The 20234-nt window shown below is 46.0% G+C and carries 18 protein-coding genes; 8 read left to right on the top strand and 10 right to left on the bottom strand.

Going from position 1 to position 20234, the window contains the following annotated elements; genetic code table 11:
* Positions 1–155: 155 nt before the first annotated feature.
* The 3 genes from ACFPXP_RS14730 to rpoD form a co-directional block, all read right to left on the bottom strand.
* Entirely contained in the window at positions 156–1427 is a 1272-nt protein-coding gene (locus ACFPXP_RS14730) for a methyl-accepting chemotaxis protein (protein WP_379895070.1), read from the bottom strand.
* A 186-nt stretch (positions 1428–1613) separates the two neighbouring features.
* On the bottom strand, positions 1614–2510 hold the full coding sequence (locus ACFPXP_RS14725; protein WP_379895069.1) for an EamA family transporter: 897 nt from the start codon (positions 2508–2510) through the stop codon (positions 1614–1616).
* Between the two features lie 215 nt (positions 2511–2725).
* A complete protein-coding gene (gene rpoD, locus ACFPXP_RS14720) occupies positions 2726–3841 on the bottom strand; it encodes an RNA polymerase sigma factor RpoD (protein WP_379895068.1) in 1116 nt (371 codons plus the stop codon).
* A gap of 492 nt (positions 3842–4333) precedes the next feature.
* Here rpoD and ACFPXP_RS14715 point away from each other — a divergent pair, with 492 nt between their 5' ends.
* A complete protein-coding gene (locus ACFPXP_RS14715) occupies positions 4334–4837 on the top strand; it encodes a GNAT family N-acetyltransferase (protein WP_379895067.1) in 504 nt (167 codons plus the stop codon).
* A 65-nt stretch (positions 4838–4902) separates the two neighbouring features.
* Here ACFPXP_RS14715 and ACFPXP_RS14710 read toward each other — a convergent pair whose 3' ends face one another.
* Positions 4903–5946, bottom strand: a complete 1044-nt coding sequence (locus tag ACFPXP_RS14710; RefSeq protein ID WP_379895066.1) for a hypothetical protein — start codon at positions 5944–5946, stop codon at positions 4903–4905.
* Positions 5947–5984: 38 nt separating this feature from the next.
* Positions 5985–6485 carry a hypothetical protein gene (locus tag ACFPXP_RS14705; protein ID WP_379895065.1) on the bottom strand — a complete coding sequence of 167 codons (501 nt, stop codon included), beginning with the start codon at positions 6483–6485 and terminating at the stop codon, positions 5985–5987.
* Positions 6486–6764: 279 nt separating this feature from the next.
* On the opposite strand from ACFPXP_RS14705, the gene ACFPXP_RS14700 reads away from it, so the two are divergent.
* The 4 genes from ACFPXP_RS14700 to ACFPXP_RS14685 all read left to right on the top strand — a co-directional run bounded on the left by ACFPXP_RS14700 (position 6765) and on the right by ACFPXP_RS14685 (position 10069).
* Positions 6765–7148, top strand: coding sequence for a DUF6376 family protein (locus ACFPXP_RS14700; protein ID WP_379895064.1), 384 nt, complete (start codon positions 6765–6767; stop codon positions 7146–7148).
* Between the two features lie 190 nt (positions 7149–7338).
* Positions 7339–8610, top strand: a complete 1272-nt coding sequence (locus ACFPXP_RS14695; protein WP_379895103.1) for an MFS transporter — start codon at positions 7339–7341, stop codon at positions 8608–8610.
* 78 nt (positions 8611–8688) lie between these two features.
* Positions 8689–9855, top strand: coding sequence for an MFS transporter (locus ACFPXP_RS14690; protein ID WP_379895063.1), 1167 nt, complete (start codon positions 8689–8691; stop codon positions 9853–9855).
* Between the two features lie 58 nt (positions 9856–9913).
* Complete coding sequence (locus tag ACFPXP_RS14685) at positions 9914–10069, top strand: hypothetical protein (RefSeq protein WP_379895062.1); 156 nt, start codon at positions 9914–9916, stop codon at positions 10067–10069.
* Positions 10070–10147: 78 nt separating this feature from the next.
* Here the strand turns inward: ACFPXP_RS14685 and ACFPXP_RS14680 are convergent, their stop codons facing one another.
* Positions 10148–11386, bottom strand: coding sequence for an aminopeptidase (locus ACFPXP_RS14680; RefSeq protein ID WP_379895061.1), 1239 nt, complete (start codon positions 11384–11386; stop codon positions 10148–10150).
* A gap of 219 nt (positions 11387–11605) precedes the next feature.
* Between ACFPXP_RS14680 and ACFPXP_RS14675 the strand changes: the two genes are divergently transcribed.
* Together ACFPXP_RS14675 and ACFPXP_RS14670 are read left to right on the top strand one after the other, a co-directional pair.
* A complete protein-coding gene (locus tag ACFPXP_RS14675) occupies positions 11606–11737 on the top strand; it encodes a DUF4023 domain-containing protein (RefSeq protein ID WP_379895060.1) in 132 nt (43 codons plus the stop codon).
* 151 nt (positions 11738–11888) lie between these two features.
* On the top strand, positions 11889–12146 hold the full coding sequence (locus ACFPXP_RS14670; protein ID WP_379895059.1) for a YpbS family protein: 258 nt from the start codon (positions 11889–11891) through the stop codon (positions 12144–12146).
* A 36-nt stretch (positions 12147–12182) separates the two neighbouring features.
* Here ACFPXP_RS14670 and ACFPXP_RS14665 read toward each other — a convergent pair whose 3' ends face one another.
* The 3 genes from ACFPXP_RS14665 to ACFPXP_RS14655 form a co-directional block, all read right to left on the bottom strand.
* On the bottom strand, positions 12183–12956 hold the full coding sequence (locus ACFPXP_RS14665; RefSeq protein WP_379895058.1) for a Cof-type HAD-IIB family hydrolase: 774 nt from the start codon (positions 12954–12956) through the stop codon (positions 12183–12185).
* A gap of 148 nt (positions 12957–13104) precedes the next feature.
* Positions 13105–14616 (bottom strand): S41 family peptidase, encoded by a 1512-nt coding sequence (locus ACFPXP_RS14660; RefSeq protein ID WP_379895057.1) that lies wholly within the window; start codon positions 14614–14616, stop codon positions 13105–13107.
* 241 nt (positions 14617–14857) lie between these two features.
* The gene (locus ACFPXP_RS14655; RefSeq protein ID WP_379895056.1) at positions 14858–16471 is read right to left on the bottom strand and encodes an ABC-F family ATP-binding cassette domain-containing protein; all 1614 of its coding nucleotides are present in this window, start codon (positions 16469–16471) and stop codon (positions 14858–14860) included.
* A 393-nt stretch (positions 16472–16864) separates the two neighbouring features.
* Here ACFPXP_RS14655 and ACFPXP_RS14650 point away from each other — a divergent pair, with 393 nt between their 5' ends.
* Entirely contained in the window at positions 16865–18793 is a 1929-nt protein-coding gene (locus ACFPXP_RS14650) for an ABC-F family ATP-binding cassette domain-containing protein (protein WP_379895102.1), read from the top strand.
* A gap of 263 nt (positions 18794–19056) precedes the next feature.
* On the opposite strand, the gene ACFPXP_RS14645 is transcribed toward ACFPXP_RS14650, so the two are convergent.
* Positions 19057–20085 carry a phosphotransferase gene (locus tag ACFPXP_RS14645; RefSeq protein ID WP_379895055.1) on the bottom strand — a complete coding sequence of 343 codons (1029 nt, stop codon included), beginning with the start codon at positions 20083–20085 and terminating at the stop codon, positions 19057–19059.
* Positions 20086–20234 lie beyond the last annotated feature (149 nt).

The following is a 20234-nucleotide window of genomic DNA, read 5'->3' as shown; positions in this document are numbered from 1 at the left end:
TTTATGTCTTACATCATATGTAGGGGTGGATTCCTCGGTATAGGTATTTCCCTTAATCATCTTCGTGGGAACGTGAAATGTTATGACACTCCCTTCTTGTCTATCGGGGTCTCCATAAACAAATGGCAGGAATGAGCTTCCTGCCATTTCATCTCTTACAGCTTAAACATGTCCGTCTTCGATTTTAAATGATCGGTCTGCTGCCTCAGCATCTGGGACGAAGATGCGATTTCCTGCATCAATCCGGTCTCCTCATGAGCTGCTTCAGCGATATGCTTCGCTTGCTCTAAGATGTTCGAAGCAATTTGTGTAATTCTCTCAATGTCTTTGTATGTCCGATCTATCTTCACAGATTCCTCCGTAATGGTACCATCAATCACACCGATGGCTTGCACCGATTGTTCTACCGTTTCGGTCATCTGTACCAATGCCTTGTGAACGTCCTCACTATGTGCGGTGTCCTCGAGCACCAGCTTGGACTGATGATGTATCAATTGAACCGTCTCATCGATTCTCGCTTGAACTTGTGCAATAATTTGATTGATCTGGTCGACAGATTGAGAGCTTTGCTCAGCCAGCTTACGAATCTCCGTAGCAACAACAGCAAAGCCTTGGCCTTGTTCACCGGCTCTTGCCGCTTCGATCGACGCATTGAGCGCAAGCAAATGGGTTTGCTCTGAAATTTCACGTACAGTATCGGTAATGGCTTCAACTTCCCTTGCATCTTTTTCGAGTTGATTTACCTTTTCCAATGAAGTATCATGCGACTCTTTCAACTGCATCATGCCATCGACCAATGATTTCACGGTTTCTCCGCTGTTCTGTACGGTTCGATCCATCATATCGGAGAGCTTTCTGAGATGCTCCGATCTTTCATTAATCGCTTGGAAAGAGGTACGCATTTTTTCAGCATCCGCTAAGGTGTTACGAGCCGTCTGTTCCTGCTCCTCTACACCGCTGTAAATTTCATTAACGGCATATGACATTTTCTCGATCTGCTCTGTAGCTTGTTGAATGGCCAGGTTGAGCGTCTCCGCGCTTTCTGCGGAGATAACGGCATTGGACGAAATATCGGAAATAATCCCCTTCAAGCCCGTTACCATCGTTTCGAAGGATTCATTCAAATGCTTCAATTCGTCATCCGAACGTCTTTCCTTCAACGTCACGTTCAAATTCCCCGCGGCAGCCTGTCCAGCCGCTTCTGCTAGTTCAACCATCGGCTTTGTAATGAACTTCGCAGCCAGCCATCCTAACACGCCCGTCCAAAATACGCCTAATCCCATAATGATTGTAATATAAAGCCAATCTTTCATATCCGGCGCAATAATGGATTTCAAAAAGAAAATGAAAAACGCACTCGTACCGTATGTGATTGCAGATACAACAACAACTCCTGCAACCATTTTTCTTCCAATTGACATTTTCATCAATCTCTGCCTCCACATGGATGGTAGTTTTTTGAATCTAGTCCATAATTCCTAATATGTATAAGAACATTATATTCGATACGACCGCGTTTTTTCCTCCTCATACGACAAAATTCACAGAAAAAAATGAAAAATATGCTAATGCACATTTATTGTCGCATTTTATTGAATAGAGCATAGTTTTATTTAAAAGGCTCTGAGTACGACGATTCCGAGTAAAGAAAAACCCATGCCGGCAAGCTGCAAAGGTGAAAAGCGTTCCTTGCCGAATAAACGGGAATATAACAAAATAATCAGTACGTTCACAGCGACAATCGCTGACACCAATCCCGTTACGCCTCTTTCAAAAGCAGCCATAATAAAGATGCTTCCGCTAATATTGGTTGTTCCTACGATCATTCCCCAGAAAAAGGTTTTCGTCTCTTTCCATGGCAGAGACTCTGATTTCAGATTTATGCTTGCCTCTTCACGGACAGCGGCAGAATTGGCTGTTCCCTTTCTCCGTTCCATAAGCCACCATACGCAAAAGAGAAACGAACCCGTCCCGAACATCATACAGAGGGTGGGAAACATATCGGCTTCCAGCCGTGTGCTCTGCTTCGTAGCCAAGTCGTTGGAGGCAAAAAACAGCATCGCCAGCAGCCCCCACTGAGCTCCTTGCAAATTTTTAAATGAAAGCTCATTCGAATAACGGATCATTATCACACCCGTAATAATGACGACTAATGCGGTCAACTGCCATACCGATAATGCCTCATTCCAAAAGATGTAGGCTGCAATAGCCACGACTACAGGCGGCAGCGCAGTAATGATGGCAACCAGGGAAGCCTTTCCAACCGCAAAGCCCTTATAGAGAGACGCATTTGCCATAAATGAAAAGGTACCCATTAAAATACCAATCCAAGCACCGTAAGACCATACCTGTCCTGTCAGCAAGGTTCCTGCGACACTTACGATGAACCCCGTGAAAAAAACACCGCACAGCATCAGGTTCCGATTCATCGGCCGTCCTGAAGTCCAATGGTACAATACGCCTCTAAATCCGTAGCAGACTGCGGCTACAAAAGCAAACAACATCCACATAAAGCAGCCCTCCTCTCTAGTCATTACCCCATGCTACAAAGAAAGCACTGCTTTCGTCAACAAGAATTCCGCTGCATATCCCGCCAATTCCGGTGGTTAACTCCTCTAATCTTAACTTTGAATGTGTTCCAGGCACCGAAACAGTGCCGTCCTCACTTAATCGCGAAACATGAATAAAAAAACAGAGAGCAGACGCCCTCTGTTTCAAGCATGAATCATAAAAAATCTTTAAGTCGCTTGCTTCGACTTGGATGTCTTAGCTTGCGAAGTGCCTTCGCCTCGATTTGGCGAATCCGCTCGCGGGTTACACCGAACACTTTCCCTACTTCTTCTAATGTACGCGTGCGTCCGTCATCCAGACCAAAGCGAAGCCGCAGAACATTTTCTTCTCTCTCCGTGAGCGTATCCAGCACGCTCTCCAGCTGTTCCTTCAAAATTTCATAATCTGCAGCATCGGATGGCGCTAATGCATCTTGATCTTCTATGAAATCAACCAAATTGGAGTCATTTTCTTCACCGACAGGGGTTTCCAACGAAATTGGCTCTTGGGCGATTTTCATGATTTCCATTACTTTTTCCGTTGTCAGTTCCATCTCTTTCGCAATTTCATCAGGCGATGGCTCGTGACCCAGCTGCTGCTGCAGCTGCCTGGACACACGAACCAGCTTATTAATCGTTTCAACCATATGCACAGGGACACGAATGGTCCTTGCTTGGTCGGCAATAGCTCTTGTGATGGCCTGTCTTATCCACCATGTAGCATAAGTGCTGAATTTAAACCCCTTCGTGTAGTCGAACTTTTCAACAGCTTTAATTAAGCCCATATTGCCTTCTTGTATCAAATCAAGAAACTGCATGCTTCTGCCAACATACCTTCTGGCGATACTGACCACTAACCGAAGATTCGCTTCCGCCAAACGCCGCATTGCTTCTTCATCGCCCTGCTCGATCCGTTTCGCCAATTCGATTTCTTCATCTCCGCTTAACAGCGGCACCTGTCCAATCTGCTTCAAGTACAGCATGACAGGATCATGCATCTTCACAGGCGCTGTAAACAACGGATCTTCCTTGGACAGCAATGAATCATTCAGCTGTTCACCAAGCTGTGATGCATGTTCATCAGATGCATCATGCTCGATTTCGATACCTGTTTCGGAAAGCTGTTCAAAAAAAGCATCCATCTGCTCTGGATCTTGTTCAAAAGGAGCTAGCTTCTCCACAATGTCTTTGTACTGTAGTGAAGAGTTCTTTTTCCCCTGTTGTAGTAGCTCCCTCTTAACTTGTTCAAGCTGCAAATCCGTTTCGACCTTCATTCCAGAATTGTCAATCATTCTTCCAGCTCCCCTCCACCGGATACCTTTTAACGATAGACGCATAGGCTCGGATTGTGGAACGCTTATCCACAAATGAACACCGCTGCTTTCTAACATTCTCCCATCTCTCTGCTCCATCATGGCGTATGAAAGATACATATTTCCAGCAGAGCAGTAACATCACATGAATAATCTAGTGCCAAGCTTAAAAATGACATTTAATTATTGTATCGGTATCGTAACCTTCAAAGATAAGCTTATTGGCGTCCCATCAATTCATGTTGACATCATTTCAATATTATGCTAATATAAAATAAGATAAATGATTTTATTATATTAATAATAATTTGCTATTCTTTAGCTTATCATTTATTTCAATCATATTCAATCTTTTTTTAATGGTTCGTTCAACATTCGAATAACGATGAGCAGGCTGCGCCCGACTTACGGTGCAGTCTTTTTATATGTCCTTTCTCAATCACATTGACATCACACCTGGAGGTATGTTCCGTGCCGCTTCATAAACATAACATCGAAATTGCAACATTGGATGATTTGCCGCAAATTGTAGACATTTACAATAGCACGATCGCCAGCAGGATGGTAACAGCCGATTTGGAACCCGTTACGGAGGAAAGCCGGCTTCCATGGTTTCACGCCCATACACCCGATCATCGTCCTTTATGGGTGCTGAAGGATCAGCAAACTGTCATGGCTTGGGCAAGCCTCAGCACCTTTTACGGAAGGCCCGCCTATCATGGAACTGCGGAGTTAAGCATATATGTCTCCGAAACCGCACGAGGCCAAGGAACCGGCAGTACTCTAATGAAGCATGTGCTGGAGGAATGTCCGAAGCTTAAGGTACATCATCTGCTGGGATTCGTTTTCGCTCATAATGAGCCAAGCTTAGCCCTATTAAGAAAATTTGAATTTGAACAATGGGGTTATTTCCCAAAGGTGGCGATACTCGACGATATCGAGCGTGATCTAGTCATCCTCGGCAAGCATGTTTAACCATAAATTAGGAGAACACATCGATCCATTTACGATGTGTTCTCCTTTCGTTTTATCCTTGGAGCTTATAAAGGATGGATGACCTCCGGATGTTTGTGAATGATATCCTCTGCGGCGGACCATAGTCTCGGCAGAAACTGTCGGACCCCATCTGCACGGCGCAGCAGATCCTCCTTTGTTTCAATGCCTAGGCCGGTGACAGCCGCTTCAAAGGCTGGCGCATAAATGCGCTCCAGATGAGGGGCATCTGCAGCCAAAATTTTGTGACAGCGTGCGAAGGTTGCAACCATCCAAAAGACCGCTTCTCGGTGAAAGCCATCCTTAATCAGACCGCGACTTCCATCGATGACGATAGGCTTTGCCGCCACCGTGATATCGGAACGAAAGAAAAAAGGGGTTTGAGCCACAGAAGCAGCGGCATCAAATGTTCGCGCGAGCTCATTAAGATGCCGTTCTGTTTGCTTCGGAGACCATTCACGGCATCCGAGCAGCCCTAACATCTCTTCATAAAGATCAGCGTGTGCAAATTCTAACAGCACTTCGCGCGCTGCGACATAACGCAGTCTAACCGTTGGATTTCGGAGTGCAGCCACAAGGACGACATGCGCCGTCACCCCTGTCGCAAACAGCCATGAAGTCACTTGATCGTGCCATGGAGCAGATGCATCTATCGATTGCAGGAAGTTTTCTACTCGTTTTCTAGCATCCATACATCGCTTCATCACGTATGAGCGTTGTGCAAACCGCTCTGACACCTGCTCATACAATCGTCGCAGCAGTCCCGTAGGATCTTCAATGATCGTGTTTCTGCGAAAGCTCCCCGCAAGATGATAGGAGGTTAATACCACTTCCGCAGATGTCAGCTGCTTCTGCCCCAAGAAGGTTATCTCAAGCAGTACTCCATCATAAAGGAACTTGCCCGGCTTTGCAGGTGGATCGTCCTCCGCCGTAACGACAACCACGTCCATATCTGAAGAGGCTGGAAGCTCTACTTCATCCTCCATCAGAACCGTTGAACCGCTGAAATACGCACCCCGAAACCAATCTTCTCGGATCACATGGCGGCGAACCCAGTCGGCAGCCGCTTTTCGAGCAGTACCGACTTTCATCTCGTTAGCGCCTCCTCAACATCGTCTTCCGTTACACATTAAGCCTCTTTTTTGTGGCCTAGTAAAATGACTGCGCCGATAACAATCATCAAAATCGCGATCATCGGTTGACTTGCCACTTGATTAAACAACGATCCGACCGAGAACACAGCAAAGAACAGAATGGACAGCACCATTAAAATATTGATGGGCACCAAAAGCCATTTGTTCCGATTTCCGAACCAGTAAAACTCAAACAATCCAACCGCCGGAGCCAGGATGAAGCCTGGCCACATGTAAGACCAGTTATCAAACAGCATCGCAATCTGACATATGATACCAGCTGTAAACAAGATGCCTCCTGGAATTAATACTCCCACACCTCTTCGACCGAGCATCGAAAAGTACAGCCAGTGAAAAAACAAAGCCAATGGGATCACGAACAAGCTCGGCCAAAAATAGCCAAATATTGTTCCTGCTCCAATGTTCCCTCCATCATTCAAAAAAATAAAGGCCCCCAACAAAATGAGGACAGCGCCTGATATGGTACGGATATTCATCCTTTCCTCCCTCTTGAACTCTACAGTTCACGTCGATTTCCTTTTTTTAGTGTAGCATACATGAAAAAAGCATGTCATCGTTCTACGGTGCTTTTGAATACTAGACCGAGGTCTAGTTGTTTTCGATTTTCAGATGACATCTAACGGGGGGGTGAAACGACACCTCCCTCAATACGTATGATATATAAACTCATCTCAGACAAGGAGGATATTCCCCTGCAAATTTCAATTCGAATCACATTGACACTTTTATGCCTAGGAATGTTCAGCGGCTGTTCCGTGATCGAGCATGTAGATCAATCTCTAAACTATGTGAATGAGACAACTTCTTACATTCAAGACACCACTTCATTTTTCCAAAACCTGCCGGGCGAGGTCGAGCAAGCCGTAAAGGATTCCGCAGCAAAGGCCGAGTTCATGAACGAGCTTGAATCGATGCAGCAACGGATTGAAGAAATAAATCTATTAGAGCCTCCTGTCATCGCATCCGATGTCCATGATCAATTACTCCAGTATAATGAACAATTGCTGATCCATATCCAAGGACTACGGGAACAGCTTCCACTTCCAGATTTTAATCCCGTCCAATATTTCGAGCAGCACCCAATCACCCAGCAAGTCAACCAATTAAATGATTTAATAAATCCTCTCGAGGCGTTGTAACCTAAGATTATTTCTTGAAGCTTCCGAATTCGGGAGCTTTTTGCCATTCTTGGGCTGTAATTATCCAATTTCACTCGGTGAAAAAAATTGAGATTAGAGTATAATGAAGGCGAATGTAAACGTACGCAAAACGAATGCATTGTCCAACCTATCGCCTGGACAAATCTATCGCAGAAAGGATCAAGATGGAATGCAATCTAGGACCCAAGAAGCGGCTGCTTTTCCTAACGCAAATGCAGCCGGCAAGCCTGTAATGGAGGTCAGACCGACCGCGTTTCGGATCCTGCTGGCGATCAGTCTCGTCCATCTGTGCAATGATACGATTCAAGCCATATTCCCGGCCATTCTACCCATTTTGAAGGAAAATATGAACTTGTCTTACCTGCAAGCGGGAATCATCATTTTCACGCTCAATATGACATCATCCGTTCTTCAGCCCGTCGTCGGGTTTTATTCCGACCGCAGACCTTCACCCTATATGCTTCCGATAGGGATGGTACTAACGACCGTCGGTGTTCTCATTATTGCATTATCAGGCAGCTACGTGCTCGTGCTGATGGCCGTCCTGCTCGTCGGGCTCGGATCCGCGGTCTTCCATCCTGAGGCATCCCGAGTCGCATACATGGCCGCAGGATCGCGAAGAGGATTAGCTCAATCGATATTTCAGGTGGGCGGAAATGCAGGTTCTTCTCTTGCTCCCATCATGACCGCACTTATTTTTTATCCTTTCGGACAGTTCGGTGCAATTTGGTTCACACTTATTACTGGGCTCGCCATCGTCGTACAGCTGTACATTGCAAGATGGTATGGAGCATATTTGGCGACTCAAGCACCGCAAAAGAAAAAGGTAGAAGCCAAGAAGATGGATCCGGCCAAAAAGCGACGCATTACCTCCGCGATCTGCCTGCTGATCTTTTTAATTTTCGTGCGCACGTGGTATCACTCTGCGATTTCGATTTATTATCCGTTTCAACTTATGGATAAGTTTGATTTCAGTTTGAAGCACACGCAAATCTACATCTTTATTTATGCTGCTGCAGGTGTATTAGGTACGTTCCTTGGGGGTCCGATATCGGATCAAATCGGAAGAAAAAACGTGCTGTTCCTATCGATCTTTGGCGCCGCCCCTCTCGCCCTGCTTCTCCCTTACGCAGACTCGCTTTGGGCGTACCCCATCTTATTCATTAACGGACTTATTCTTCTATCTGGGTGGTCGGTGGCTGTTGTCTATGCTCAAGAGCTTATCCCCGGTATGATCGGGACCGTTTCGGGTTTGATCACCGGTTTGGCATTCGGTATTGGTGCATTAGGTGCTGTGGCCATCGGCGGATTGATTGATTTGACCTCACTGAACATCGTCATGACCTCAGCCAGCTTTCTGCCTATAATCGGACTGCTTGCTTGGTTCCTGCCGTCAGACCGGGAAATCAAACAATGGAGCACCGAAGACACAGGGGCTTAGAACTTGATTGCGAGTCACAAACCTTTGCTTATGCAGTTATTCGACCTACACTATTTTCTATATAGAGGATGCGATCCTATGCCTGTCAACTTGTATACGTTTCTCCTTTTTTATGTCGTGATTTACATGGGAAATGCCATATATGGAACCTTCATTCCTGTTTATTTTGATGATATTGGCTTTTCGGAATCACAAATCGGTACGCTGCTCAGTCTCGGGCCACTGGTAGCTATCCTGGCCCAACCGGTTTGGGGAACGCTCGGAGATCGAGCGAAAACAAAAAATGCGATATTAAAAATATTGATTCTGGGCAGCGGTACGGCGATGCTGCTCTATCCGCTTTCGGATCATTTTTACTACTTACTATTGATGATTTGTGTGTTTACTTTTTTCCAAACCTCGATCTTTGCCATAAGTGACGCGATTACACTGGAAACGCTGGATCGGGAAAAGCGTGGAAACTACGGAATCATTCGAATGGGAGGCACCATCGGCTTTGCCGTCATGTCGCTTGTGTTCGGGTTTATCGCAAGAAACCATTTGGACTGGATGTTCGGCACATATGCCGCTGTCATGATCATCAGTTTTGTACTGCTGCTGAAATTCCCCACGATTAAAGGGCATCAATCCGAAGGACGTAAAATGCAGATCTGGGTATTATTTCGCAACCATAAACTGATGCTGTATATGTCGCTGAATTTTTTAATCCAAGTATCCCTTGGATTTTATTATGCATTCTTCCCTGTCTATTTTAAAGATCTCGGCGGAGACAGCAGTTTGCTAGGCTGGTCGATGGTGATCTCCTCACTAAGCGAAATTCCGTTCCTTTTGTTCGCTGGACGGATTTTCAAACGGATCAAAATCCCTTACATATTTCTTGGTGCCGCTGTCGCCACGACACTACGCTGGTATTTGTTTTATGCGATCCAAAGTCCCGAGTGGCTGCTGCCGGTTCAAATCCTGCATGGACTCATCTTTATCGTGATTTCGGTAACGATGGCTACGTTCATTAATAAGGAGGTACCGGATGAACTGAAAGCTTCTGGACAGACATTCAACGGACTGCTCAGCTTGGGCGTAGCCCGCATTATTGGGAGTTTCGTCGGAGGCATAACCAGTGAAAGCTTCGGTATGCGGAATGTGTTTCTGTATAACGCGCTCATGATACTAGTCTGCATTGTCATATTTTCGATTATTTTTTGGAAAGTTAGAGATAAATCATCTACCCAGGTGCGTGAGAGTTAATCGTCCTCTTACTGTACAAATAACCCGGAATATTCCAATGTAAATGGAGGTTGTCATATTGAAGGTGATTATTACGGCATCGGAAGCGATGGAGCGCGGTATTTGGAATGACGTCATGTCCCTGTTCGGACGAGTGGAAGAAGACGACATTTGGCCGAACGAGGAATTCATTTTGACCGAAACACAAGCGAAAGAGCTTGGACTGATCGACTAGTTAATGGGGCAGGCTTCATCCGATTTCACATCAAGCGAACATCGGATGAAGCGCCTTAGCCTAACATTTCATACTATTCTAAAATTTCAATGCCCAATTCCCTTTTCGGAAAATCGGCTCTAAGCTTCCATCCGCCAATTCACCATCGATATCCAGTTCAGCGGAGCCTATCATAAAATCCACGTGGGTTAAACTAACGTTCGCGCCGCGCTCAAGCAGCTCCTCCTTCGACATCGTGCTTCCTCCCTGCAAATTCACCGGATAAGCACTGCCAATCGCCAAGTGGCATGATGCATTCTCATCAATACCCGTATTATAAAAAATGCGGTTCATTTGAGAGATCGGAGAATCATAAGGTACAAGAGCCACTTCGCCCAAATAATTCGCTCCTTCATCCGTTCCAAGCAAGGAGGTCAAATGCTCCTTCCCTATCTCTGCATCGTACTCGACGATACGTCCATCCTTGAATGATAACGTGAATCGGTCTACAATGCGGCCGTTTAAGTTCAAAGGCATCGTACTCGTCACCTTGCCATTCGCACCGGTTCGATGCGGCATCGTAAATACTTCCTCGGTCGGCATATTCGGCATGAAATCCACCCCGCGTCCGTTCACGGCACCGCCGCCCATCCAAATATGACCTTCCGGAAGCTCGATCGTTAAATCGGTGCCCGGTGCTCGGTAATGCAGTCGTTTGTACTTTCGTTCATTCAAGAAATGATGCACCTGCTGAAGATTTCGAATATGTTCCTTCCAGGCTGCGACCGGATCATCCGATGTGACTCGGTTCATCTGGAATATATGATCCCACATCACTGAAATCCGTTCATCCTCAGACAGTTCTGGGAACACTTTGGCCGCCCAAGCTTTCGTCGGCGCTTTAATTAGGCACCAGCTGAAGGCATTATTACGGACGTATCCTTGAAATTTCTCCCTTGCTATAGAAGCGGCCTTGGTAGCGGTGGACACCTTCTCTGGATCAATCCCCTTGAGCAAATCGGGATTCGGCACTTTAATGTGCAGAAGTGCTCCTCCTTCTTCAGCCAGCTGCTCCATCATTCGAGCGCTCCACTCCGGATAGTACGTAAAAGATTCATCAGGCGCATGTTCATAACGAGCCCTTGTAATCTCTTCGTCGATCCAATGCACTTCAACGTACTTCGCTTTCGATTCATACGCTTTCCTCACTACCTTGCGCGTAAATTCTGCACATTCGAGCGGTGACTCGATCATCAACACTTGTCCGGGTTGAATATGGACCCCTATTTTAACGACCAGCTCGGCATATTTTTCTAATTGTTGTTCAAAATCGCTCACGATACATTCCCTCTTTATCTGCAAATTGAAGTTACGACCAAAATAGGAAAATGCCCTTTCCTATGCTCTGAGTCTTATTATAGCAAGGTCCGCTGCTGTTCACAAAAACCGAGCTTGCAGCTGTAAGAGGTTAAGGAGTCAGCCATGAATGAGGCTCAGACCTATAGGGGTATGCTAAAGATCGAAGCTATAGCGCCACTGAAGGAGGTTTGCATAATCATGGAAAGCACCGATCAATATCTGAATAAGCTGCACGACACACAAGCGAAGGATGAGAAGAACCGCAGAGCACAAGGAAAAGGAACACCTTCCTCCAAATTGCCGACGAAGCAGCACAGCAACAATCCGTAAGTTTAAATCTTATTTATACTTACTTCTTTGAAAAAAGATCACTCATGAACGCATGGGTGATCTTTTTTCGTGTCCTGCATTGATTTATGCTGCACGTGTAAAGTAAAATCAGAATATTACATGTTTTCCATCAGGGAGAGGTCTTACGTATATGAGTGTACATAAAGCAATAACGGAACATACCCAAAAAATGAACAACCACTTGCAGGAATTTCTGCTGTTGGATGCACAGCGTGAGAAAGCGATTGAGGAAGCTTTCGAACGGTGCAAATCGGGGCAGCCGTTCTCCGTGGATCGAATTAATCAAATCACGAAGGCAATCAACGAGCATGCAAAAAAAGGCATCTCACCCACTCGTATCTACGTCACGGAACAGATGGTGCAGGAATACGCCCTTCGCAGTAAGTGATGAAAAAAAGGGAGCGTGGAAATCCATGCTCCTTTTTTATGTGGTCATGAGCCACTCTTTTACCGCATAGGCGATACCGTTCTCGTGCATCGGCTTCGTCACATATTTCGCCCTTGCCTTTAATTCGTCGCTGCCATTGCCCATGGCAATGCCCGTTCCTACCGATTCCAACAGCTCCAAATCGTTTAATCCGTCGCCAAAGGCAGCCGCTTCTTCCGGCTTCATTCCGAGATGGTCCAGCAGCTTCGACAGGCCGATCGCTTTATTTACACCACCTGGATTGACATCGACTGCCCAACCGCGCCAACGATGCACGTAATAGGTATCCCGTCCTTCCGGGATGTAGTACGGCTCCTGCTCTTCTCCGATAAATAGAATACATTGATAAATCTCCGGAATTTCTTGTCCATCTTCGATCCGAGCCGGCTCCATAAAGCCAATTTCACGCTGCGCCTGTCTGAAATGCGGCTCATCGCTGCCGAATAAATAGAACGCCTTTGCTCCATACAACAGCATCGAGTGCTGGTGCTTCTGGGCTGTCTGAAGCCATTCTTGGAGCGTATCCTCCCGAAAAGGATTCCCGAGCAGGGTTCCCCCCCTATATCCGATATGGCTGCCGTTACAGGTCACCGTCCAATCGATGCTGAGCTGCTCTCTAAGCGTTGCGACCTCGACCTCGCTTCGGCCCGTACATAATGCTAATGTGACTCCGTTCTCTTTTAATAATTGTAATGCTTGGATCGTGGAATCCGGTACATCATCACGATCACGAAGCGTTCCGTCCACATCAAAGGCTGCTAATTTAATCATCTCTCTCTCCACCTTTCTACTCTCTTTATGTTTAGTATAACAAACCGTTTAATGTACTGCCTCCTTTTACCCATTCATGTCCCGTACGCAAAAAAGCTGCCTTTATCGGCAGCTCTTTATTGGTACCAGATCATATGGATGACAGTCCCTAAGGTCTGCTGTTTAGAAGCAGTGCATCCGCGCTGACGGAAACGGATCCGCCAGTCACGCTTTTCACTGCATCTGTGGACATATAGATCGTGCCAGCGATACTTTTCAGCGGCTGGTTCAGGGGCACGCTTTTTCCATTAACGATGAGATTCCATGATTTTGAATCAATTTCGACCTGTTGTCCCCTATAGATGAAGGAAGTCCGCTTCGTCTCATTATTCCAAACCACTTCAGTTCCAAACGATTCCATGACATAACGCATAGGGACATAATATTCACCGCTTTGACTGTCTTTATGAATTGCCGGTACTCCAGTTAAGAAGATGTTTTCATTCAACACGCCGGTTTGCTCTTTCAATGAAAGCTCCAACGTTTGCTTCCGATCTGGAAGCAGCTGCTGCACAGCCGCATTCACGACCGCTTCGGATCTCTGTAAGTAGATATCCGGCAGCAAGCCGATATCGTGAATATTGCTGCGATCCGGAAGCAGCCAATTATCGACCGAAACTTTCAATGTTCCGCCATTCGATAGTTCGAATGCAGTCTGCATGGTGCCTTTACCGAAGGAGGTTTCTCCCACTAATGTGGCCCTTCCATTCGTTTTCAGCGCGCCTGCCAGCATTTCCGATGCACTGGCTGTATTCCGATCAATAAGCACGACAAGAGGGATGTCTGTTCCAAGTTCATCGGCTACATAGACGTCTTCTCCGCCCTCGCTATTGTGCAGCACGAGAAGTTCGCCTTTCTTGAGAAAATGATCCGCAATTTCCAGTGCACTGAGTACATAACCGCCGGAGTTGCCGCGCAAATCCAAAATGAGTCCCTTTGCATTCGCAGCTTCAGCTTGGTGGTATGCAGCTAGAAACTCTTCTGTCGTACGTTCTCCGAAGGTAACAATTTGGATGTAAGCAATGCCGTTGCCCATATCTTCCGTGGTCACTTCTGGCAATTCAATCGCTTTGCGTGCGACCTTCTTCTGTAGCTGCTCACCCTCCCGTACCAATAAAAGCGTCACTTCTGTTCCTGCTTCCCCGCGAATTTGCGAAGTAATCGTACGGATATTGTCTGGAGTGACAGGCGTTTGGTCTACCTGTACAACGATATCTCCATTCAGAATACCCGATTCCTCCGCAGGAGATCCCGTAAACACTTCATCTACGATTAACCCTGACTCATCTTCCGCATATGTAAAACGAACTCCAATCCCAGCGTACTCCAGATTAATACCGTTCTTGAAATCTTCATACGCTGAAGGACTCATATAATTGGTATACGGATCATGAATGACATCCAGCATCCCTTGAATTGCGCCTTGTAAGAGTTCCTCTTCACTCGGCTTTTCATAATGAGCGTCGATCAGCGTATTATAAATTTCTAATAATGCAGAGTTATTCTTTTCGCTGGCTTCGGCCCAGGCGTTCTGTACAGGTGCTGCCAATACTGCAAGCGCTAATACCGAACCGGCCAATCCTTTCTTCAAGCTGTAGAAAAATGGTTTCTTAGTATACAATGGTAACTCTCCTTTGCTTGTATGTACTACACACAATTCGACGCACATCTCCAAACTCCTCCATGCTTTCCTGTATTTCCATCCTTCAAAAGAGCCAAAGTCCAGGTAGCTTTGCATGGTTCTTAACAGAAAAAAAGCCTCAGTCCGAAATGGAACTGAGACTTAGGGTAACAAGATGCAAAAGTTGGTCAATAAATAAGAAAACACAAGACAACCTACTTTTCGTTAACCGTACGTCGATTTAATTGTACATTGTTTTACGAAATTGCTTCACATCTTCATTTTCTAAATATTCATCAAATGTAGTCGTTTTATCCATTACGCCTCCTGGCGCAATCTCAATGATCCGATTCGCGATCGTTTGAACGAATTGATGGTCATGTGAAGTAAACAGGACGGTTCCGTCAAACTGCATAAGACCGTTATTGAGCGCAGTGATCGATTCCAGATCGAGATGGTTCGTCGGTTCGTCTAAAATCAGCACATTCGGTGACAAAAGCATCATTCTGGCAAGCATACAGCGCACTTTCTCTCCTCCGGACAAGACATTCACTTTCTTTAAAGCTTCTTCTCCCGAGAATAGCATTCTTCCTAGGAAACCACGGATAAAAGATTCATCTTGATCTTTGGAGTACTGCCGAAGCCAGTCAATCAGATTCAAATCCGATTGGAAATATTCGCTGTTGTCTTTAGGGAAATAAGCTTGCGTAATCGTCACGCCCCAAGAATAGCTTCCTTCGTCTGGCTCTAAGCCCCCCGCAATAATTTCGAACAATGTCGTCTTCGCGATTTCATTCGGACCGACAAATGCAATTTTATCTCCTTTATTCACGGTCAAGGAATAACGATTCAGAACCGTCTCGCCTTCCGCCTTCTTCGTTACATCGCTGATCGTTAAGATCTGCTTGCCTGCTTCTCTTTCCGATTTAAAATGAATATATGGATATTTGCGGTTCGACGGTTTAATATCTTCCAGCGTAAGCTTATCCAGAAGCTTCTTCCGCGATGTCGCCTGCTTCGATTTGGAGGCGTTGGCACTAAATCGGCGAATAAATTCCTCCAGTTCCTTCCGCTTCTCTTCGACCCGTTTGTTTGATTCTCTCTGCAGCGATTGAGCCAGCTGGCTCGACTCGTACCAGAAATCATAGTTACCGACATAAAGCTGGATTTTGCCAAAATCTATGTCCGCAATGTGCGTACACACTTGATTCAAGAAGTGCCGATCATGGGATACAACAATAACCGTCCCCTCGTATTTCGCGAGGAAATTTTCCAACCAATTGATCGATTCCAGATCCAAGTGGTTGGTGGGCTCGTCCAACAGCAAAATGTTCGGGTTCCCGAATAATGCTTGGGCAAGCAGTACCCGTACCTTCTGATTCCCGTCCAATTCCTTCATTTTCAGTTCATGCAGCGCTTTAGGTATGCCCAGACCGATTAGCAGCTCAGCCGCTTCAGGCTCTGCATCCCAGCCGTTCAGTTCAGCAAATTCTCCTTCCAGCTCTGCTGCGCGCATTCCGTCCTCATCGGAAAAATCCGACTTGGCGTAAATCGCATCCTTTTCTTTCATTATAGAATACAGCTTTGCATGGCCCATAATCACCGTTTCCAAAACAGGATACTCGTCGTACTCGAAGTGGTTCTGCTTTAACACGGCAATCCGCTCACCTGGCGTCACGTGAACATGACCTGAGTTCGGTTCGATTTCACCGGACAATATTTTGAGGAAAGTAGATTTACCTGCTCCATTCGCACCAATCAAACCATAACAGTTCTCTGCTGTAAATTTGATGGAAACATCTTCGAACAACGCACGGCTGCCATACCGCAGCGTTACATTTTCTGTACTAATCATAAATTGCATAACCGCCTTTATTAGTTTTCGGATTGCTTCTATCATATCAGAATCGCCCAAAATAAGAAATCATTTAGGAGAATCGTCTATAGATGACGATATTCCACTCAATGTTAATATCATTAATATTTAATGTTATTAGCTAATGGCAAAGTGTTTGTTTGCAAACGTTGTCAATATCCGCCTTCCTTGCTGTCGTTCTAGGTAAAATCGCGCCGATTTGTGCGCTCGCCCGGGAAATACTTCTCTCATTTCCTCCTCTCATTTCCCAGATTCCCCTTCTATTCACATTCATCCTTCAAGGGTTCTATGAGCCTCCACATTCAGTTCTATCCACGTTTGTGTTATGCTAATACTTAATGAATAAGCAGGCTATGGGAGTGCTATGAAATGATGAATCTATTCAATGCGGAACAGCTGACGAAAAGCTATGGAATGAAAACATTATTTGAAAATATATCTTTCAGTATGGAGCAAGGAGATCGGATTGGAATCATCGGTGTGAACGGTACGGGTAAATCCACTCTTCTCAAGATCATCGCCGGTATTGAAGTACCGGATTCCGGAACGATAACGAAATCAAACGGACTGACGATACAATATTTACCGCAAAACCCTGAATTCGATCCGCAAGCGACAGTACTGGAGCAAATCTATCAAGGAGATTCGCCCCTTATGAAGCTGCTTCGAGAATATGGAACAGTGATGCAGCAATTGACACAAGAACCAGAGAACCCTCGTCTTCAAGCGAAAATGATGGAGCTCAACAGTCAAATGGATGCGCTGGACGCGTGGCAGCTGGAAGCCGAGGCGAAACGCATCTTATCCAAGCTCGGAATCGATCGTTTCGATTCTCCCATGCATTTGCTGTCTGGAGGACAGCGCAAGCGCGTTATGCTGGCTTCCACATTCATCCGGCCTGTCGATTTAATTATATTGGATGAGCCTACCAACCATTTGGATACCGATACGGTGGACTGGCTTGAGCAGTATATTGCGAAGAATAGAGTATCTCTCCTGATGATTACGCATGACCGCTACTTTCTCGATCGAGTTGCGAATCGCATCATCGAGCTCGATCATGGTAAACTGTACAGCTATAGCGGAAATTACAGCACGTTTTTAGAGAAAAAAGCCGAACGTCTCGAACTGCAAGAGGCAGCCGAGAGGAAAAGGCAAAATTTGCTCCGAAGAGAACTCGCCTGGATTCAGCGCGGCGCTAAAGCACGAACGACCAAGCAGAAAGCAAGAATCGATCGATTCGAAGAGCTCGAGAGCAGGAAACCCGTGTCCGAGAATAAAGAGCTTGAAATTGCTTTAGAAGGCAGCCGTCTGGGGAAGAAAATCATCCAATTCGAACATGTGAACAAATCGTTTGACAGCATAAAGGTCATTCATGACTTCAGCTTTCTCGTCAAGAAGCATGATCGCATTGGGATCATCGGTCCGAACGGTATGGGGAAATCGACCCTTCTCAAGCTAATCAGCGGACAGCTGGAGCCGGATCAAGGCAACATCTTGATTGGAGAGACGGTTAAGATCGGTTTCTTTACTCAAGAAGCACAGGAAATGGACGAATCACTGCGCGTCATCGAATATGTGAAAGAAGGTGCAGAACAAATTCGTACAACGGATGGCAACACCCTGAGCGCGGCACAAATGCTTGAACTGTTCTTGTTCCCGCCGGATATGCAGTGGACTCCTATTTCTAAGCTTTCGGGCGGTGAGCGCAGAAGATTGTACCTTCTCCGCATATTAATGGAGTCACCTAACGTACTCCTGTTGGATGAGCCGACGAACGATTTAGATATTCAAACATTAACCGTACTTGAGGAATTTCTAGAACATTTTCCGGGTGTTGTCATCGCAGTATCCCATGACCGCTTCTTCCTCGATCGTGTCGCGGAGACCATTCTCTCCTTTGAAGGATCCGGGAACATCGATCATCACGTCGGAAACTATACCGATTATATGGAACTTCGGGCACTCCGCGCGAAGCTGTCCCCGGATCAAGCAGTGGGTGCCGTGGTTACGAAGCCGGAAGCAGCACCTGCGGCTCGCAAGAAAGAAAATCGTCCTCTTAAATTCACCTATAAAGAGCAGCAGGAATACGATCAAATCGAGGATCGTATCGCGGAAGCAGAACAGGCATTAGAGGAAGTCGGGCAGGAAATAAGTGAAGCTGGTTCCGATTATGAACGTCTGCAGCAGCTGACCGCGCAGCAGCGGGAGCTGGAACAGCAGCTGGAGCATCTTATGGATCGATGGACATATCTAAGTGAGTTAGCCGAAAAAATTGAACAATCGAAAAAAACTCAATAGAAAAAAACAAACAGGTTTCCGGTCTTGTCCGGAAACCTGTTTTTATCAAATGTAGCCTGCCCACTCGACGTGAACAGCCTCTTCCTCGGATTCCTCTCGTTCATGGTCGAGATCATCCATTTCTTCAAGCTCAATGGCATCTCCGTAATTCTCATCGTATCGCATGACGCTAACTGGCTCCTTTCTTTCATGATTGAAATGATCGATTATAGGATGCCAAGAATGTGGAGATAATAACCATACGAACATCTATTCGCTTCGTTCTAAGCTTGTTCTAAAACCTGTATACAACGCTCCCACTTCGCACCTTCAACTTGCGGGCCGTGCAGCGAATTCAGCGTGCTTTCGAAAATGCCCTGCAGCAGTACATCGTGATCATCTACACCATCTAAATATCTGCCGAGAAAATGGACAAACACGTCGAGACGCCGCAGTTTCATAAGTATGGGTACTGCTTCAAGCTCAAGCTTGCTCAATCTTTTCTTCTCTGCAAACCCCTGGGTAAAACAGTGTACCATATCCCAAAAGACGGTCTGATTCAATTCTTTAGCCGTGAGCTCCGAAAGAGCTACCGCAAGCTCCATCACACGAACATCCCGAGTAGCAAATTCAAAATCAAGTACGGCATCCAAGTTAACCCCATCACTTGTAAGCACATTGGAGGCGTTCAAATCGCCGTGAATCATATGGTGCGGCAAGGCTCGCATCCTCGGCAGCCACTGCGCGAGCACTTCCAGCTGCTCCTTCACCCGTTTCAAGCCGGACTGATATACATGAAATACCGCACCCGGAGCCTCGCAAAATGCTGCGATCTTCTCAGGCGGGCAGCTGGGATGTGCTTTATCCAATTCATAATACGGCGGATAAATGACCGGTTTGTCCAATCTCATCGATTCGAAGGCATCTATGAGCTCGCCTGTCACTCGCCCAAATGAGATCACCGTATCCTCCCGATCAAACACAGGATTGTCTCCCGGAATAAACTCACACCATGAAGCGATTTGATCCGAATCTTGAACATACATGATCGTGCTTCCGTTCACCTCATAAGGTTTCGGCACCCGAAAAGGCAGGTCCATCCTTGAAAGCTGCTTTAAAATCTCATGCTCCACTTCTACCTTATCTCGATCTCGATGCGTCTCATAGATTCGCAGCACATATTTCCCGCGAGAGGTCTCGACATACCGCGTTGTATTGTTCATACCGCTCTTGCCCGCCTTCATTGTCCACCGCTCTCCCGGAAAAGCTTGTTCACATAAGGTATAGATGAATGATTCATCCGCTTTGTTCATTTTTTCTCCCCCCTTTCATCTCACGTATTGTCAAAACTTCTATAAGAAATAGGTTATAAAATATCTCCATAGAGGGCTTTATAGGCAAAAAAATTGCCACCCCCTAAATTCTTTGGATAATTGAGGTTACCACACACCCAACAACCAAG

The sequence above is a fragment of the Marinicrinis lubricantis genome, from assembly GCF_042658665.1.
GTDB lineage: Bacteria > Bacillota > Bacilli > Paenibacillales > KCTC-33676 > Marinicrinis > Marinicrinis lubricantis.
Note: the sequence above shows the minus strand (reverse complement) of the source record. Positions and strands in the feature narration are given on the sequence as shown.

Coding starts and splice junctions, on each gene's coding strand:
- ACFPXP_RS14730 (WP_379895070.1), bottom strand. CDS start 1,427: ATGAAAATGTCAATTGGAAGAAAAATGGTTGCAGGAGTTGTTGTTGTA.
- ACFPXP_RS14725 (WP_379895069.1), bottom strand. CDS start 2,510: ATGTGGATGTTGTTTGCTTTTGTAGCCGCAGTCTGCTACGGATTTAGA.
- rpoD (WP_379895068.1), bottom strand. CDS start 3,841: ATGATTGACAATTCTGGAATGAAGGTCGAAACGGATTTGCAGCTTGAA.
- ACFPXP_RS14710 (WP_379895066.1), bottom strand. CDS start 5,946: ATGAAAGTCGGTACTGCTCGAAAAGCGGCTGCCGACTGGGTTCGCCGC.
- ACFPXP_RS14705 (WP_379895065.1), bottom strand. CDS start 6,485: ATGAATATCCGTACCATATCAGGCGCTGTCCTCATTTTGTTGGGGGCC.
- ACFPXP_RS14695 (WP_379895103.1), top strand. CDS start 7,339: ATGCAATCTAGGACCCAAGAAGCGGCTGCTTTTCCTAACGCAAATGCA.
- ACFPXP_RS14690 (WP_379895063.1), top strand. CDS start 8,689: ATGCCTGTCAACTTGTATACGTTTCTCCTTTTTTATGTCGTGATTTAC.
- ACFPXP_RS14675 (WP_379895060.1), top strand. CDS start 11,606: ATGGAAAGCACCGATCAATATCTGAATAAGCTGCACGACACACAAGCG.
- ACFPXP_RS14670 (WP_379895059.1), top strand. CDS start 11,889: ATGAGTGTACATAAAGCAATAACGGAACATACCCAAAAAATGAACAAC.
- ACFPXP_RS14665 (WP_379895058.1), bottom strand. CDS start 12,956: ATGATTAAATTAGCAGCCTTTGATGTGGACGGAACGCTTCGTGATCGT.
- ACFPXP_RS14655 (WP_379895056.1), bottom strand. CDS start 16,471: ATGATTAGTACAGAAAATGTAACGCTGCGGTATGGCAGCCGTGCGTTG.
- ACFPXP_RS14650 (WP_379895102.1), top strand. CDS start 16,865: ATGAATCTATTCAATGCGGAACAGCTGACGAAAAGCTATGGAATGAAA.
- ACFPXP_RS14645 (WP_379895055.1), bottom strand. CDS start 20,085: ATGAACAAAGCGGATGAATCATTCATCTATACCTTATGTGAACAAGCT.